Source organism: Sphingobacterium sp. FBM7-1 (assembly GCF_020687765.1).
Lineage (GTDB): Bacteria > Bacteroidota > Bacteroidia > Sphingobacteriales > Sphingobacteriaceae > Sphingobacterium.
The window spans coordinates 14,285-28,532 of record NZ_JAJEWJ010000009.1; the positions used below are offsets into that span (position 1 = coordinate 14,285).

Here is a 14,248-nt window from a genome sequence, read left to right on the forward strand (position 1 = left end):
TTTTCCGTATCTTGCAGGAACGAATAAAAGTGTATATGAAGAACTACTTATTTTTATTGGCCGCTATAGCATTTGAAGTTATCGGAACCTCATTCCTCAAAAAAACAGAACAGTTTACAAAGCTATATCCCACCCTTATTTTTATCTGCTCTCTTAGTCTTTCATTCTATTTACTAACCTTTGCCTTAAGGGGAATTCCCGTCGGAATCGCCTATGCCATTTGGTCGGCCACTGGTATCGTTATCATCTCCCTCATCGGTTATTTTGTTTACAAGGAAACATTAGATTTCCCCGCCATACTCGGAATAAGTCTCATCGTTATCGGGGTAGTGGTCATCAACCTGTTCTCCAAATCAAGCACCCATTAAAGATGGCTTGTTTCTCTAATTAACAAAATGACAAATGGATCTATTTAACCAAAGCCCCGATAAAAATAAAAACTGGTTGCCTTATGACGGAACCGTAAATTATTATGGCAAACTACTCCCCCACCAAGAAGCCAATAAATATTTAGAAACCTTGCTCCACAGCATCGAATGGCGAAATGACGAAGCGGTAATTTTCGGAAAGAAAATCATCACCAAACGAAAAGTAGCCTGGTATGGAGAAAAGCCCTTTGCATACACCTACTCCAACAGTACAAAACATGCCTTGCCCTGGACGAAAGAATTATTGGAACTGAAAACAATCATCGAAAAAGAAATCGGCGAAACCTTTAATTCCTGTTTACTCAACCTGTATCACCACGGCGAAGAAGGAATGGCTTGGCACAGCGACGGAGAGCGCGATTTAAAAAGAGACGGAGCAATAGGTTCCTTGAGTTTTGGGGCGGAAAGAAAATTTGTATTTAAACACAAGCAAACGAAAGAAAAAGTCGAGTTGGTTTTGGAACACGGCAGCTTGTTGGTCATGAAAGACACCACCCAAACGCATTGGCTACACCGATTACCACCCAGCAAAAAAATCATGACCCCGAGAGTGAACTTGACTTTTAGGACGATAGATGTAGGGGGGATGATGTAAAATAGGCCTTTAGAGATCAATTTGTCTCTTTGTAAGTGAGCTGTGCTCAGTTATCCTTTCAATACGAAGTTTATTTTTGCCACACGGCCACTGGTAACTTAAAGACTATTTAAGTAACATTGAGTACACGTAACCCTAAATTAAAACGACAACTACTATTGACCTTAAACTCGCATAACCCCATCAGGAGACACTTATCTAAATCAATCTGTTAAATTTTGTATATCATCAAGATCCTTAAGTCGGCTACTCGCTTGTTTTGCTTTGATCAATTGATTTTTATGGATTGTTCGGATAGAAAGTAAATCGTCCTCAAAAACGACAGCATTTGAGTAGGTCTCATCAAAAAGAAGACCTTTTACTTTTACCATGATATCAATAGCCACGGGTGGTATTCCAAAGGTAAAAACATCCCAGTTCGGATGATTTAGAAAATTTTCTTCCGTCATATCAAAGACGGGCATCCCAAATTCTTCAAAAGCGCACTTTAGTCTCTGATAGTTCTCCTTCGTACGGTCTATCCATATATCCATATCTCCGGTTGTTCGGGAATAACCGTGCAATATAACAGCAAATCCCCCAATAAGTACGTACCTAACCTGATGCTTATTGAGCATAAACAAAAAGTTCCGAAAATCATCGTTGAAAATATTGCCCATATCATTCCATACTAATGGTGAGATCTAGCATTGAACTTTGTACGATCTATTTTTGGAGGGTTATGCAATGGATAGTTGTAGGCAACACTATTCAAATAAGCAGCAATTTTCAATCTTTCTTTCCAAGTTAACTTGGCATAATAAGACCTGTGATTAGCGGCTTGTGTTGCCGTCTGACCTTTAAAAGCCGTTCGATCCAGTCTAAATTGATCCATACTCAAATGTATAAAAATAAAATTAGATTTAGTTGTATTGTCCTAAGCTGATTTAGCTATAGCTTATACAACTTGCTCATATACCTGGTAGCAATACGCTATCTGAAATAGAGCGGAGAAAGGCACTGGGAAGATTGCTTCAAAGGCGGGGACGGGATAATCCGGTCTTACCCTAGACGAGCATCCTGATTTGTCTGAGAAGAGAAATCGCAATATCTAATAAGGTTACCTGAAGTCGCAGATATATTTAAAATAGACAATGTGAATATGGGGATAAAAAAATGTCTCAACGGCTGAATTAGCACGCTACCGAACGGTAATTCAGCCATTTTGCTTATTGCAAATCTAACACCATTCTTCCGACGACAAGGAAAATCCACGTACTACATCGTCTTGGCGGCGGGGTACTTCGAGCTGGCGGCGGGGTATCTGAAGATACTGTTGGGCTACCGGATGTTCTTGTCGACCAACGTAATCGTACAGAAGGTGTTCTTCGGCTTCAATTCGGAGCTATGCACGTTCCATTACTTCATCAGCCTCCTCTCTTCGAACGTGTCCGTTACAGACTCGGTCGATCACTTTACCCAGTTGGAGTTCTACATGATCGTTTCACGGTACTACGGAATGCTGCTGCCCTCATGAGCGTTCCATGAGGGGTCCTGACCTTCGCCATTGTCCGACCAATAGATAGCGTAGGACGAATCAGCATGAAGGTAGGACACAGGTAATATATATTACTCCTTCAAGATCACCAAGTACTACTTCGGCTGTCCGACTTCCTCCTTCTTGATCACCAACGCGTCCGACCAGACCAAGAAGTAGTTCTTCAGCCTAGTCAGATAGTGTGTCGCCATGTCCATATACCTCGCCGACGAGTTCATGTACTCCGCCGAAATACGAATATTCTAGAGAGACCAATCCGAAAAAAGCAAGGGTACAATCAGTGAATCTCCTATTATTTCAGGAGATTCACTTCGTACAAATCTTTTCTTCTATTCTTCAATATCTTCACCGTACCATATTCATGTAAATCCCGAAGGGCATACAAATCGACATCGGCGATCAGTACCATCTCGGTATTCGGTGTGGCTTCGGCCTTGATACCGTTGTTCGGGAAGGCGAAATCGGACGGCGTAAACACGGCCGACTGCGAATATTGGATATCCATATTGTTTACACGCGGCAGGTTACCCACGCAGCCTGCAATCGCTACATAACACTCGTTTTCAATCGCCCTTGCTTGGGCACACGTCCGAACGCGCAAATAACCATTCTGCGTATCCGTCATATACGGCACAAATAGGATTTGCATCCCTTGATCGGCCATAATACGGCTTACTTCCGGAAACTCCACGTCGTAACAGATCAAAAGCCCTACCCTTCCACAATCCGTATCAAAGGTCCTGATTTCATTTCCGCCAACCATCCCATAATATTTGATTTCGTTGGGGGTGATATGAATCTTTTTATGTACATCCACACTCCCATTACGGTGGCATAGGTAGGAGGCATTATACAATTTCTTGTATTCCATGATCGGCATTGATCCAGCGATGATATTGACGTTGTACGAAACGGCGAACTCCTGTAGTTTCGCGACGATTTCTGCGGTTAGTTCTGCCAATTTCTCCATCGCGGCCCGCTCGGGCAAGTGATTGTACGGGCTCATGAGCGGGGTATTGAAAAACTCCGGGAACATCACGAAATCAGCGCCATAATCGCTCACCGCATCCACGAAGAACTCGACCTGGTCGTAAAAATCTTCGATATCTTTGAACAGCCGCATCTGCCACTGCACCAAGCCTAGCCGTACCGTTTGTTTGGTAGCAGAAGGCGAAATGGCATCGGGATCATAGTAGATATTATCCCACTGTAGGAGCGTCGCGAATTCATTCGATTCTTTATCTTCCGGCAGGTAATTCTTCAGAATTTTAGAAACGTGAAAATCGTTCGATAATTGAAACGTAAGCGTGGGGTCAAAAATCTCTTTCCGCTTTACTTTCTCGATATACGTACGCGGCGTGATCTTATCGGCGTAGTTATGGTAGTTAGGGATACGCCCTCCGGCCACAATCCCTCGCAGGTTCATCTGTTCACACAGTTCCTTACGGGCGTCGTATAAACGCCGCCCTAAGCGCAACGAGCGGTAATCCGGGTGGACGAACACTTCGATCCCGTATAGGATGTCTCCGTCATAATCATGTGTCGTAAATTTGCCGTCGTCTATGATCTCGTAGTATTTTTTGTAGATGTTCGTTTTTTCGGAATCGATGATCAACGATAGCGCACAGGCTACCACGCGCTTATCTACTTCAACACACAACTGTCCCTCTGGAAATACTTCGATCAGATCGACTATATTTTCCCGGCTCCAAATCCCCGCGTCTTCTCCATAAGCTTTTTCCATGGAGCGTTTTAGATCCTTATAGTCGTTTACCGTTAAGTTCCTAACCTGTATATCCATGCTATGCCTCCCCTTTGGGACCACCGAAATTCAGTGGCAAGCCTTGTTCGCCCGCTTTGATGGTACCATTGGCTGCCTCAAACCGGCTGACATTATCTTGTAACGCACCTAGAAGCCTTTTGGCATGCTCGGGCGTTAAGATGATTCTGGATTTAACTTTGGCCTTCGGTATACCCGGCATAATGCGGATAAAATCAACCACAAACTCCGAGGTGGAGTGCGTGATAATGGCCAAGTTGCTATAAATACCTTCTGCGATCTCTTCGTTAAGTTCTATGCTCAGTTCGTTTTGCTCTTCGTTGTTATTATTGTTCAAGTCCATATAATTTACGTCCATTATCTTTTTCTATAGTGTGCTATTTTCTTGTGGGCAGCTAGACCACGAACGAGCGAAAATCCTGCCCGTCTTCAATTTTCAGCAATACTTCATAAATAAGCCGGATCACGTTATCCAGATCTTCTTTATGCACCATCTCGACGGTGGTATGCATATAACGTAGCGGCAAGGAGATCAGCGCTGATGGAACCCCGCCATTGGAATACGCAAATGCGTCGGTATCGGTCCCGGTATAGCGGGAAGACGCCTGCCGTTGGAAGGGGATATCGTTGGCTTTGGCCACATCGACCAAAAGCCGGTTCAAATTGATCTGTACCGCTGGCGCATACGATAACACCGGGCCCTGTCCGCAAGCTAGATCGCCCTGCGTAATTTTATTAATCATCGGGGTTTGTGTATCGTGGGTCACGTCCGTAACGATCGCCAGATTGGGTTTAATATAATGCGTGATCATCTCGGCGCCGCGCAGACCGATCTCCTCCTGTACGGCATTCACGATATAAAGACCAAACGGCAATTGCTTTTTATGCTCTTTAAGCAAACGCGCAACCTCGGCAATCATAAATCCTCCAGCTCGGTTATCTAAGGCACGCCCTACGTAATAACGATCGTTGAGCACCATAAACTCATCTTCGTAGGTTACGACGCAGCCTACGTGGATACCCATCGCCTCTACTTCTTCTTTGGAGGTCGCTCCACAGTCCAAAAAGATGTTTTTCAGGGTCGGAGCATCTTCTTTTTCACCGGAGCGGGTGTGTATGGCCGGCCAGCCGAAAACGGCTTTTACCATTCCGTTATCCGTATGGATATTAACCCGCTTGGAAGGGGCAATCTGATGATCGGATCCGCCATTACGAACCACGTAGATAAGCCCATCTTTGGTGATGTAATTAACAAACCAGGAAATTTCGTCGGCATGCGCCTCAATAACCACTTTGTATGGGGCGTCCGGATTGATGATTCCCACCGCTGTGCCGTAGTTATCAATGTACGTTTTATCCACGTAAGGTTTCAAGTATTCCAACCATAAACGCTGGCCTTCCCACTCAAACCCGGTCGGGGAAGGATTGTTAATATATTTCTCAAAAAATGTCAACGATTTCGCTGTCACCACCGATACGTGTGCTTTCTTTTCTGCTTCTTTTTCTTTTTTTGTTGCCATATTATCTTAATTCGGTGTCTATTATCACCGCTCACTGCTCTTATCAAAGTTAGGAATTTCGCCCAAATAGCCTAAAAAAAATTAACGCAATATTGATTTTATACAATAAATTTATTTAGGTTTACCCCACAATCTAAGACTTATGCACGCAGTATTAAATGTTATCCACTGGAATATAGATCCCATCCTTTTTGAAATAGGTTCTTTTGGCCTACGGTATTACGCGTTGTGCTTTTTAGCCGCTTTTGTCGTATCCTATATATTGATGTTGAACATCTTTAAACGAGAAGGCAAAACGCAGGAGCTTTTAGATCAATTGAGTATTTATATTTTCTTGGGTACATTGATCGGCGCGCGCTTGGGGCATTGTCTCTTTTACGAGTTTGATTACTACATACAACATCCGCTGGAGATGATCCTGCCTTTCCGGATGATAAACGGCAATTTTGAGCTCACGGGATTCCAAGGGCTGGCCAGCCATGGGGGTGCCATCGGTATCTTAGTGGCCTTGTGGCTATTTTCCCGGAAGACGAAAACGAATTTCACATGGATTGCCGATCGATTGGTCCTGGTTGTTCCGCTGGCAGGTGCTTTTGTACGCTTGGGTAACTTTTTCAATTCGGAGATTATCGGACTACCGACCACCTTACCTTGGGGAGTAGTATTTGAACGCGTCGATGGGGTTGCGCGCCACCCGGCACAGTTGTACGAAGCGATCGCCTACGTAATTATTTTTCTGATTTTATGGTCGATGTACCAAAAGAATTCGAAACCGAAACCGGGCTATTTGTTCGGGATATTTTTAGTTTTACTATTCGGCGCCCGCTTTGTTCTGGAGTTTTTCAAAGAAAACCAAGAAGCATTTGAAGAAACGATGCAATTCAATATGGGGCAATTACTCAGTATACCTTTTATGCTGGTAGGTTTCTACCTGATCTTTCGTAAGCCGAAACAGAAAGCCTAAGTCCTTTTGCGAGCATAACAGCAGGAATAGCGCTTATAAGAAGCTGGCTATTCCCAATGTATAACTTTGCAAGCCAAAGCCACAGATCACCCCGGTACAGTTAGGGGCTAAATAAGAGTGATGACGAAACGCTTCACGCTTATGCACGTTAGAGATGTGGACTTCCACGACCGGTGTTGTAATACCCGCAATTGCGTCGCCAATGGCCAAAGATGTATGTGTATAGGCGCCTGCATTAAGCACTACCCCATCGTACGTAAACCCGATTTCATGTAATTTATCGATGATTTCTCCTTCGTGGTTGCTTTGGAAATAGCTCAAGTCTACGTCTGTATATTGGGCTTTCAGCTCTTCAAAAAAAGAGGCAAAGTCTTGATTTCCGTAGATGTTTTTCTCCCGTACGCCTAATAAATTAAGATTAGGGCCATTAATGATCATGATCTTCTTCATACACTATGTTAATGCCAGGCATAAAGATAATAATATCCTATATATCTCCATAAAAATTACGAAACGTAGAGCGCAGACCAACGCTAATCACACCGGATTTCTGCGTAGGCGAATCGACGATCTGATTGTACCGCTGGGTATACCCTACTTCGAAGCGAAGGTTATATTTTGGGTTCAGCACGTAAGCTGCTTTGGCATCCACGTAATAGAGATCGTTCTGCACGCCCTGCCCGATAAAGTTGCCGTACATATTTGGGATCGTACGATACGACTGGAAGATATCTCCGCCCATATTGGTGGAAGGATTCGGGTCCGTACCATACCGGCTGTAAACACCTTGTAGAGAAAAGTCAAACCGGTTCCAGGAATAATGGGCCATACCGATCAATTCCTTAAAATTGGCACCCCGTGGGTGTGCCAGCGGCTCCCCATTATTGCTATAATTTGAGATAGACACAAAGTGCTGATAGGTATAAGGCCTTACCACATTGTATTCGGCTAGGAAATTCAAATTCTGTACGTTGAACAGGTTAAAGCCTTTTACACCCAATTGGCTTCCCCATTTGTTATGGGCATAACCTTTGCCTGCAAAAAACTCCTTAGCCGTAAACTCGCCCAGTAAAAATTGTCCGTAAGCGGAGATGTTATTGAACACTTTATATTTCGCGTTTAAGCCCAAGAACATTTTGTCGGGCGATGATGCGTTATTGGATTCTACCGGACGCAGGAAAATAACCGGGTTAATGTAGTTAAAATCGAATCCGCGGTGTCCGGCTTCGTTACGGTTTGCCCAAACGACCGCCTGAAATAGTCCGATAGATAGGCGGTTGGTGGCATTGTAATCTAAATATTGAAAGGCGCCCCATTTGCTACCGTCGCCAAAGCGGCCACCGGAGTTTAGCGAATCGATACGGGGATTTCGCGGATCATTCATGTAGGCCCATATCGAGGTATACTGTACATTACCGATCTCACCGGTAAATTTCAGATGGGCATAGTTCGAGGAGAAATCGGATAATAGCAAAGAACGGTAGCCATCGCCAATGTGGTTTTTATCATAGGCCACCGTGGCCTGAAAGTAATCGCTAAAGTCATAGGTCAGACGGGCGGTAGCATACATCCAATCTTTTTTATTGTTCGCTAGATCCTTGGTATGGCCCTGTCCCGGTATCACCCCTGCCTGATCGATATAATCTGTTAGGTAGTTCGGGAAAACACCTTGATTTTCGAAGGCGTTGGCGTAAAATGTCAATTTATCCTGTATGTTTAATCCTACCTGCAATCCGCGGGTATTTAACCAGGTGCTGCGTTTATCGGAACCGATCAGTTCTTTTCCGATAACGAAATCGGGTAGAAAGTCGAGATAAAAGCTGTGATCTTCTTTATGGATTTCGATCAGATGCTCATTGAATATCTTTCGCATAAAGATATTATCCGAGCCTACGCGATTCGCATGTTGGATGGAATCAAACTTCGCGCGTAAATCGCCTTTAAAAAGGAAGGGTTTGGCAGCCGTATGCAGGCGGGTCTCGGGCGAATAGAGCAGTTCGTTATATTTTTGATAATGCTGGTATGAATAGGGTTGGTTCTCCACCTGTGCCTGCACGGTCGAGGTCAAGCCAAAAGCGAGTAGAGCCACAGAAAAAAGAATAGCATGAAACTTCATAATGAAAAATGTATTGTACGCGTTCTTCCTAACAATTATTATTCCTAATTTTATTTGAGGCCAAAGGTACTGATATTATAATCGGAATTCGCGGCTGAATTAGGGGCTTACCTTGGAAAATTTGTAAAGAAAAACCATCTTTGCTCTATAAAAAAAGGACGGAAAAACAATGATAGCTACAGCAGAGCATGGCCCCATCGGGATATTTGATTCAGGTTTTGGGGGATTAACCGTATTTCGGGAGATAAAGAATGCTTTGCCGATGTATGATTATATCTATTTAGGGGATAACGCCCGTGTACCGTATGGCACCCGGCCATTTGAAGAGGTTTACGAATTTACCAAAGCCTGTGTCTTTAAATTGTTCGAGATGGGCTGCAACCTCGTGATCTTGGCTTGTAACACGGCATCGGCGAAGGCCTTGCGTACGATCCAGCAAAACGACCTCCCTCCCGGCAAAAAGGTGTTGGGGGTAATCCGCCCGACGACGGAGTCTATTCATCAATACACAAAAACAAATAAGGTAGGCGTGCTGGCCACACAGGGAACCGTCTTATCGGAATCCTATAAAATTGAGATCACAAAATTCCACCCAGAGATCAACGTTTACCAACATGCTTGCCCGCAATGGGTACCTTTGGTAGAACGGAATGAGATTACCGGCGAAAAATCAGGCGAAATTGTGGAGAAGGATATTCAAAGCATATTGGCCCAAAGTCCCGAAATCGACACCTTGATTTTGGCCTGTACCCACTACCCTTTGCTGCTGCCGCTTATTCGGCAGCACACACCCGCTCACATTAAAATTTTACCGCAGGGAGAACTGATTGCACAAAGCTTAGTGGATTACCTAAACCGGCATCCTGAAGTGGAAAGCCGGTGTTCAAAAAATAGCAACATGCAATTTTATACGACGGAAAATGCCGACGATTTTGAAGAAAAAGCCGCTATATTTTTCGGAGAAAAAGTACATGCGGCATATATCGCCATTTAAGAATTACCGCGAATCATCGTCGTTTAAGCCCGCATCTGCAAAGCCACGGCATAGAGCTTCATTTGCTTGACCATCGATAATAGGCCGTTTGCACGTGTGGGTGAAAGGTGTTCTTTCAAACCGATCTCGTCGATAAAATACAGGTCGGCCTGTGCAATTTCTGCCGGGGTATGCCCCGAAAGCACTTTTACCATCAGACTGACTAAGCCCTTGGTAATGATCGCATCGCTATCCGCTGTGAAGAATACTTTCCCGTCCCGCAGTTCCGGATACAACCACACCCTGGACTGACATCCTTTGATAATATAATCTTCCGTTTTATATTCCTCTTCAATAAGGGGAACTTCTTTTCCCAGCTGGATGATGTATTCGTATTTCTCCATCCAATCTTGGTAAAAAGCAAAGTCTTCTATAAGCTCGTCTTGTAATTCGTTTATGGTCATATTTTGTGTTTATTCCTACAACAACATGGTTAATGCTCGTTTCAATCCATCCATTAAAACGTCTACTTCTTCTTTGGTGTTGTACATAGCCAATGATACGCGTACGGTACCGGGTATGCTGAAACTATCCATAACAGGTTGTGCACAATGATGCCCGGTCCGGACCGCGACGCCTAATTTGTCGAGTATCACGCCGATATCATAAGGATGCACGCCATCTACTACAAAGGATATGACGGAAGATTTTTGCGCCGCGGTTCCGATAAAACGGATTCCTTCGATTTCCGATAATCGGGAAGTCGCGTAATGGAGCAAATCGTCTTCGTAGGCGTGGATCGCATCCAGACCGATACTTTCTATATAATCGATGGCGTCGCCTAAACAAATTCCTGCTTCGATATTCGGTGTACCTGCTTCAAACTTGAAGGGCAGTTCGTTATAGGTTGTTTTTTCGAAGGTTACGTCTTTAATCATGTCGCCCCCACCTTGGTAAGGCGGCATTTTATTTAATAGCTCTTCTTTTCCGTACAATACCCCTACTCCGGTAGGTCCATACATTTTATGCCCGGAAAATGCGAAAAAATCCACGTCCAGCTCTTGTACATCCACCGCAAGATGTTGTACAGCTTGCGCACCATCAACCAACACCGGAACATGGTGTTCGTGTGCGATATCGATCATCTCTTTGACGGGGTTTATCGTACCCAAAGCGTTTGATACATAAGTGAAAGAAACTAGTTTTGTCCGCTCTGAAAACAACGATGCGTATGCCGCTATATCCAACTCGCCACGATCGTTCATTGGGATAACCCGCAATACACATCCCTTTTCATCGCAAAGCATCTGCCAAGGCACGATGTTCGAGTGATGCTCCATCGCCGAAATGATGATCTCATCTCCCGCCTGGATAAAAGCACGCCCATAGCAGGAAGCAATAATATTGATCGACTCGGTCGTCCCTTTGGTAATAATAATTTCGTGTTCGTGCTTCGCACCGATAAAAGCTTGTACTTTCCGGCGGGTGATTTCGAAAGCATCGGTAGAGATTTGGCTGAGGTAATGCACGCCGCGGTGTACGTTACTATTCATATCGGCATAATACCGAGTGATCGCATCGATAACCTGCTTGGGTTTTTGTGTGGTGGCACCGTTATCAAAATACACCAGGGGCTTACCATTCACTTCCCTACGCAAAATAGGAAAATCTTCCCGTATCTTGTTTATATCAAAAGTTTTCAATCTTCTTCCTCTTTAAATACCCTACAAAGTTAGTATATTAAGGGCGAAAAGATGTCAGTATGATGTATTTTATTAAATTAAACCCTTTTAAGCACCCGCTTGTTTATTGCATATAAAGATGAATTTTTTTAGGTTTGTATACGATTATGCAAGAATTACCATTAAATATCCCTGAAGGCTCTCGTAAAGAAGTGATGGCGTATTTGGAACCGTTCATGTTGAACGAGATGAGCGCGTATCTGAAACCTGTAGAAGACATGTGGCAACCGGCGGATTTCTTACCGGATGCTTCGCGCGATACGTTTTTTGAGGAGGTGCGCGATTTGCAAGAGAGTGCCAGAGAGCTGCCTTATGATCTGGTAGCCGTCCTGATCGGCGATACGATTACCGAAGAGGCGCTTCCTACCTACGAATCTTGGTTGACGATGGTGGAAGACGTGGAAAAAAATGAACAAGGCGGTTGGATGAAATGGGTAAGAGCATGGACAGCGGAGGAAAACCGACACGGTGATTTGCTGAATAAATACCTCTATTTATCCGGCCGCATCAATATGCGACAGTTTGAGATATCGACGCAGTACCTCATTCGGGATGGGTTCGATATCGGAACGGGGGCAGATCCCTACCGGAATTTTATCTACACGTCCTTTCAGGAGCTGGCCACCAATGTATCGCACCGTCGGGTAGCGGGTATTTCCAAAAGTTCTGGCGATAAATTATTAGCCAAAATGTGCGGAGTGATTGCGGCAGATGAAGCGCGGCATGCGAAAGCGTACATGTCCTTTATATCGCATGCGATAAAAGTAGATCCGAGCGAAGTGATGATCGCTTTTGAGGACATGATGCGGAAAAAGATTGTTATGCCGGCCCATTTTCTACGCGAGTCCGGCGAACCACAGGGCGAAGCCTTCGCGCATTTCTCGGATGCGGCACAGCGCATGGAAGTGTATACGGCTTTAGATTATGTAGATATCCTGCGTGACCTGAACCGCGAATGGGCAATTGACAAAGTTTCTGGACTGAACGAGAAAGGTGAAAAAGCGCGGGACTACTTGATGAAATTGCCCGATCGTTTGACGAGATTGGCAGAACGTATAAAAATCCCCGAGTTACAATATAAGTTTAAGTGGATCTACGGGTAGCAATAAAGAGGCTTGGATGTATTCCGGGCCTTTTTTTGTTTATATATTTCCGATCCTTATTACCCCCTTATAAAGGTTCAAAATCAAAGGTATAATACAATAACAAACAGGGTGAATTTTTTACGCTATGTTTTCGTACTTTTGCCCCAAAATAGAACAAAATTAGTTTATCATGTTATTAAAACGTTCTGAAAGAAGTTTTCCCAGAGTGATTATCATCGGCGGTGGTTTCGGTGGCGTCGAGGTTGCCAGACGCTTAAAAGATAAAGAAGTGGAAGTACTGTTGATCGACAGGAATAACTTCCATACTTTTCAGCCGTTGATGTATCAGGTTGCTACAGGAACGCTAGCGGCGGATGCGATCTCTTTTCCTATCCGGAAGATGTTCAAATCACAACAGAACTTCCGGTTTAGAATGGCAGAGGTGACCGAAATTGACCATGCACAACGGCTAGTAAGAACGTCGGTTGGTGACTATGATTACGATTACCTGATTGTCGCATCGGGCGCAACGTCCAATTTCTTCGGCAATACGCAGGTAGAAAAATATTCCTTGCCCATGAAAAGTATTCATGAGGCGCTAAATATACGAAGCTATGTTTTGCAAAACCTGGAAGAAGCCGTGCTTCGCAAAAATTATCACGACCGGGAACGCTTCCTGAATTTCGTCGTGGTGGGTGGCGGTCCTACGGGCGTCGAACTTTCAGGGGCGATAGCCGAAATACAGCTCCATATGCTCAAAAAAGATTATCCGGAGCTGTCGCAAAATGACATGAAAGTGTACCTCGTAGAAGGTACGGGAAAAATTTTAGCAGCATTATCGGAGAAGTCTTCACAGGATGCCGATCGGTATTTGCGTGACCTAGGGGTAAATGTTTTGCTCAATACGCAGGTAACGGGCTATGATGGCGATACCATCACGTTTTCTAATGGGGAAAGTATCCCGACCAAAACGGTGATCTGGGGCGCGGGCGTGATGGGGCAGTTTCCGGCGGGAATACACCCCGAAATCATCCAGCGGGGCAACCGTATCCAGACGGATGGGCAATGTCGCGTAACGGGTATGGAAAATGTCTATGCCATCGGGGATGTGGCAGCTATGATAACGCCGGAGACACCACGCGGACTACCGGGCGTGGCGCCTGCCGCACAACAGCAGGGTGCCTATGTGGCTAAACATATCTTAAAAACTATGGATAATCAGCAGTCTGCTGATTTTAAATATTTTGATAAGGGTTCCATGGCTACCATCGGACGGAACAGAGCAGTCGTCGATATGGGCCGTTTCCATATAAAAGGCTTCTTAGCCTGGCTTACCTGGATGTTCGTCCATTTAGTTTCTATTTTCGGATTCCGGAATAAATTGGTAACCTTTGTCAACTGGTCCATTAAGTTTTTCACTAAAAACAGTGGTATCCGTCTTATTATCAACAAATACAAACGACCAGACCCAGAGAATAAAAATGCGGTCGAATGTCAGTCTTAATTTA

Annotated in this window: 14 protein-coding genes; 6 read left to right on the top strand and 8 right to left on the bottom strand. The window is 44.4% G+C overall.

Annotated elements, in window-relative coordinates; translation table 11 throughout:
• Positions 1-35 precede the first annotated feature (35 nt).
• Together LKO28_RS13600 and LKO28_RS13605 are read left to right on the top strand one after the other, a co-directional pair.
• On the top strand, positions 36-368 hold the full coding sequence (locus LKO28_RS13600) for a DMT family transporter (RefSeq protein WP_227695513.1): 333 nt from the start codon (positions 36-38) through the stop codon (positions 366-368).
• A gap of 34 nt (positions 369-402) precedes the next feature.
• Complete coding sequence (locus LKO28_RS13605) at positions 403-1,023, top strand: alpha-ketoglutarate-dependent dioxygenase AlkB family protein (protein WP_227695514.1); 621 nt, start codon at positions 403-405, stop codon at positions 1,021-1,023.
• A 203-nt stretch (positions 1,024-1,226) separates the two neighbouring features.
• On the opposite strand, the gene LKO28_RS13610 is transcribed toward LKO28_RS13605, so the two are convergent.
• The 4 genes from LKO28_RS13610 to LKO28_RS13625 form a co-directional block, all read right to left on the bottom strand.
• Positions 1,227-1,682, bottom strand: coding sequence for a DUF6036 family nucleotidyltransferase (locus LKO28_RS13610; RefSeq protein ID WP_227695515.1), 456 nt, complete (start codon positions 1,680-1,682; stop codon positions 1,227-1,229).
• Between the two features lie 1,170 nt (positions 1,683-2,852).
• Complete coding sequence (locus tag LKO28_RS13615) at positions 2,853-4,361, bottom strand: bifunctional GNAT family N-acetyltransferase/carbon-nitrogen hydrolase family protein (protein ID WP_227695516.1); 1,509 nt, start codon at positions 4,359-4,361, stop codon at positions 2,853-2,855.
• Position 4,362: 1 nt separating this feature from the next.
• On the bottom strand, positions 4,363-4,698 hold the full coding sequence (locus LKO28_RS13620) for a DUF3467 domain-containing protein (RefSeq protein ID WP_227695517.1): 336 nt from the start codon (positions 4,696-4,698) through the stop codon (positions 4,363-4,365).
• A 37-nt stretch (positions 4,699-4,735) separates the two neighbouring features.
• Positions 4,736-5,860, bottom strand: a complete 1,125-nt coding sequence (locus LKO28_RS13625) for a M42 family metallopeptidase (RefSeq protein ID WP_227695519.1) — start codon at positions 5,858-5,860, stop codon at positions 4,736-4,738.
• Positions 5,861-6,002: 142 nt separating this feature from the next.
• Here LKO28_RS13625 and lgt point away from each other — a divergent pair, with 142 nt between their 5' ends.
• Positions 6,003-6,824 (top strand): prolipoprotein diacylglyceryl transferase, encoded by an 822-nt coding sequence (gene lgt / locus LKO28_RS13630; protein WP_227695521.1) that lies wholly within the window; start codon positions 6,003-6,005, stop codon positions 6,822-6,824.
• Between the two features lie 33 nt (positions 6,825-6,857).
• On the opposite strand, the gene aroQ is transcribed toward lgt, so the two are convergent.
• Positions 6,858-7,274 (bottom strand): type II 3-dehydroquinate dehydratase, encoded by a 417-nt coding sequence (gene aroQ / locus LKO28_RS13635; RefSeq protein ID WP_227695523.1) that lies wholly within the window; start codon positions 7,272-7,274, stop codon positions 6,858-6,860.
• A 37-nt stretch (positions 7,275-7,311) separates the two neighbouring features.
• Complete coding sequence (locus tag LKO28_RS13640; protein WP_227695524.1) at positions 7,312-8,940, bottom strand: gliding motility protein RemB; 1,629 nt, start codon at positions 8,938-8,940, stop codon at positions 7,312-7,314.
• Positions 8,941-9,109: 169 nt separating this feature from the next.
• On the opposite strand from LKO28_RS13640, the gene murI reads away from it, so the two are divergent.
• Positions 9,110-9,934, top strand: coding sequence for a glutamate racemase (gene murI / locus LKO28_RS13645; protein WP_227695525.1), 825 nt, complete (start codon positions 9,110-9,112; stop codon positions 9,932-9,934).
• A 23-nt stretch (positions 9,935-9,957) separates the two neighbouring features.
• On the opposite strand, the gene LKO28_RS13650 is transcribed toward murI, so the two are convergent.
• Positions 9,958-10,377, bottom strand: a complete 420-nt coding sequence (locus tag LKO28_RS13650) for a SufE family protein (protein ID WP_227695526.1) — start codon at positions 10,375-10,377, stop codon at positions 9,958-9,960.
• Positions 10,378-10,392: 15 nt separating this feature from the next.
• Positions 10,393-11,616, bottom strand: a complete 1,224-nt coding sequence (locus LKO28_RS13655; RefSeq protein ID WP_227695527.1) for a cysteine desulfurase — start codon at positions 11,614-11,616, stop codon at positions 10,393-10,395.
• Between the two features lie 146 nt (positions 11,617-11,762).
• Here LKO28_RS13655 and LKO28_RS13660 point away from each other — a divergent pair, with 146 nt between their 5' ends.
• A complete protein-coding gene (locus LKO28_RS13660; RefSeq protein WP_227695528.1) occupies positions 11,763-12,758 on the top strand; it encodes an acyl-ACP desaturase in 996 nt (331 codons plus the stop codon).
• A 172-nt stretch (positions 12,759-12,930) separates the two neighbouring features.
• Positions 12,931-14,244 carry an NAD(P)/FAD-dependent oxidoreductase gene (locus LKO28_RS13665; RefSeq protein ID WP_227695529.1) on the top strand — a complete coding sequence of 438 codons (1,314 nt, stop codon included), beginning with the start codon at positions 12,931-12,933 and terminating at the stop codon, positions 14,242-14,244.
• Positions 14,245-14,248 lie beyond the last annotated feature (4 nt).

What these genes read in the sequence shown, in the direction of transcription:
- LKO28_RS13610 (WP_227695515.1), bottom strand. Translation starts at nt 1,682, where the DNA reads ATGGGCAATATTTTCAACGATGATTTTCGGAACTTTTTGTTTATGCTC.
- aroQ (WP_227695523.1), bottom strand. Translation starts at nt 7,274, where the DNA reads ATGAAGAAGATCATGATCATTAATGGCCCTAATCTTAATTTATTAGGC.
- LKO28_RS13660 (WP_227695528.1), top strand. Translation starts at nt 11,763, where the DNA reads ATGCAAGAATTACCATTAAATATCCCTGAAGGCTCTCGTAAAGAAGTG.
- lgt (WP_227695521.1), top strand. Translation starts at nt 6,003, where the DNA reads ATGCACGCAGTATTAAATGTTATCCACTGGAATATAGATCCCATCCTT.
- murI (WP_227695525.1), top strand. Translation starts at nt 9,110, where the DNA reads ATGATAGCTACAGCAGAGCATGGCCCCATCGGGATATTTGATTCAGGT.
- LKO28_RS13615 (WP_227695516.1), bottom strand. Translation starts at nt 4,361, where the DNA reads ATGGATATACAGGTTAGGAACTTAACGGTAAACGACTATAAGGATCTA.
- LKO28_RS13625 (WP_227695519.1), bottom strand. Translation starts at nt 5,860, where the DNA reads ATGGCAACAAAAAAAGAAAAAGAAGCAGAAAAGAAAGCACACGTATCG.
- LKO28_RS13640 (WP_227695524.1), bottom strand. Translation starts at nt 8,940, where the DNA reads ATGAAGTTTCATGCTATTCTTTTTTCTGTGGCTCTACTCGCTTTTGGC.
- LKO28_RS13620 (WP_227695517.1), bottom strand. Translation starts at nt 4,698, where the DNA reads ATGGACGTAAATTATATGGACTTGAACAATAATAACAACGAAGAGCAA.
- LKO28_RS13665 (WP_227695529.1), top strand. Translation starts at nt 12,931, where the DNA reads ATGTTATTAAAACGTTCTGAAAGAAGTTTTCCCAGAGTGATTATCATC.
- LKO28_RS13650 (WP_227695526.1), bottom strand. Translation starts at nt 10,377, where the DNA reads ATGACCATAAACGAATTACAAGACGAGCTTATAGAAGACTTTGCTTTT.
- LKO28_RS13600 (WP_227695513.1), top strand. Translation starts at nt 36, where the DNA reads ATGAAGAACTACTTATTTTTATTGGCCGCTATAGCATTTGAAGTTATC.
- LKO28_RS13605 (WP_227695514.1), top strand. Translation starts at nt 403, where the DNA reads ATGGATCTATTTAACCAAAGCCCCGATAAAAATAAAAACTGGTTGCCT.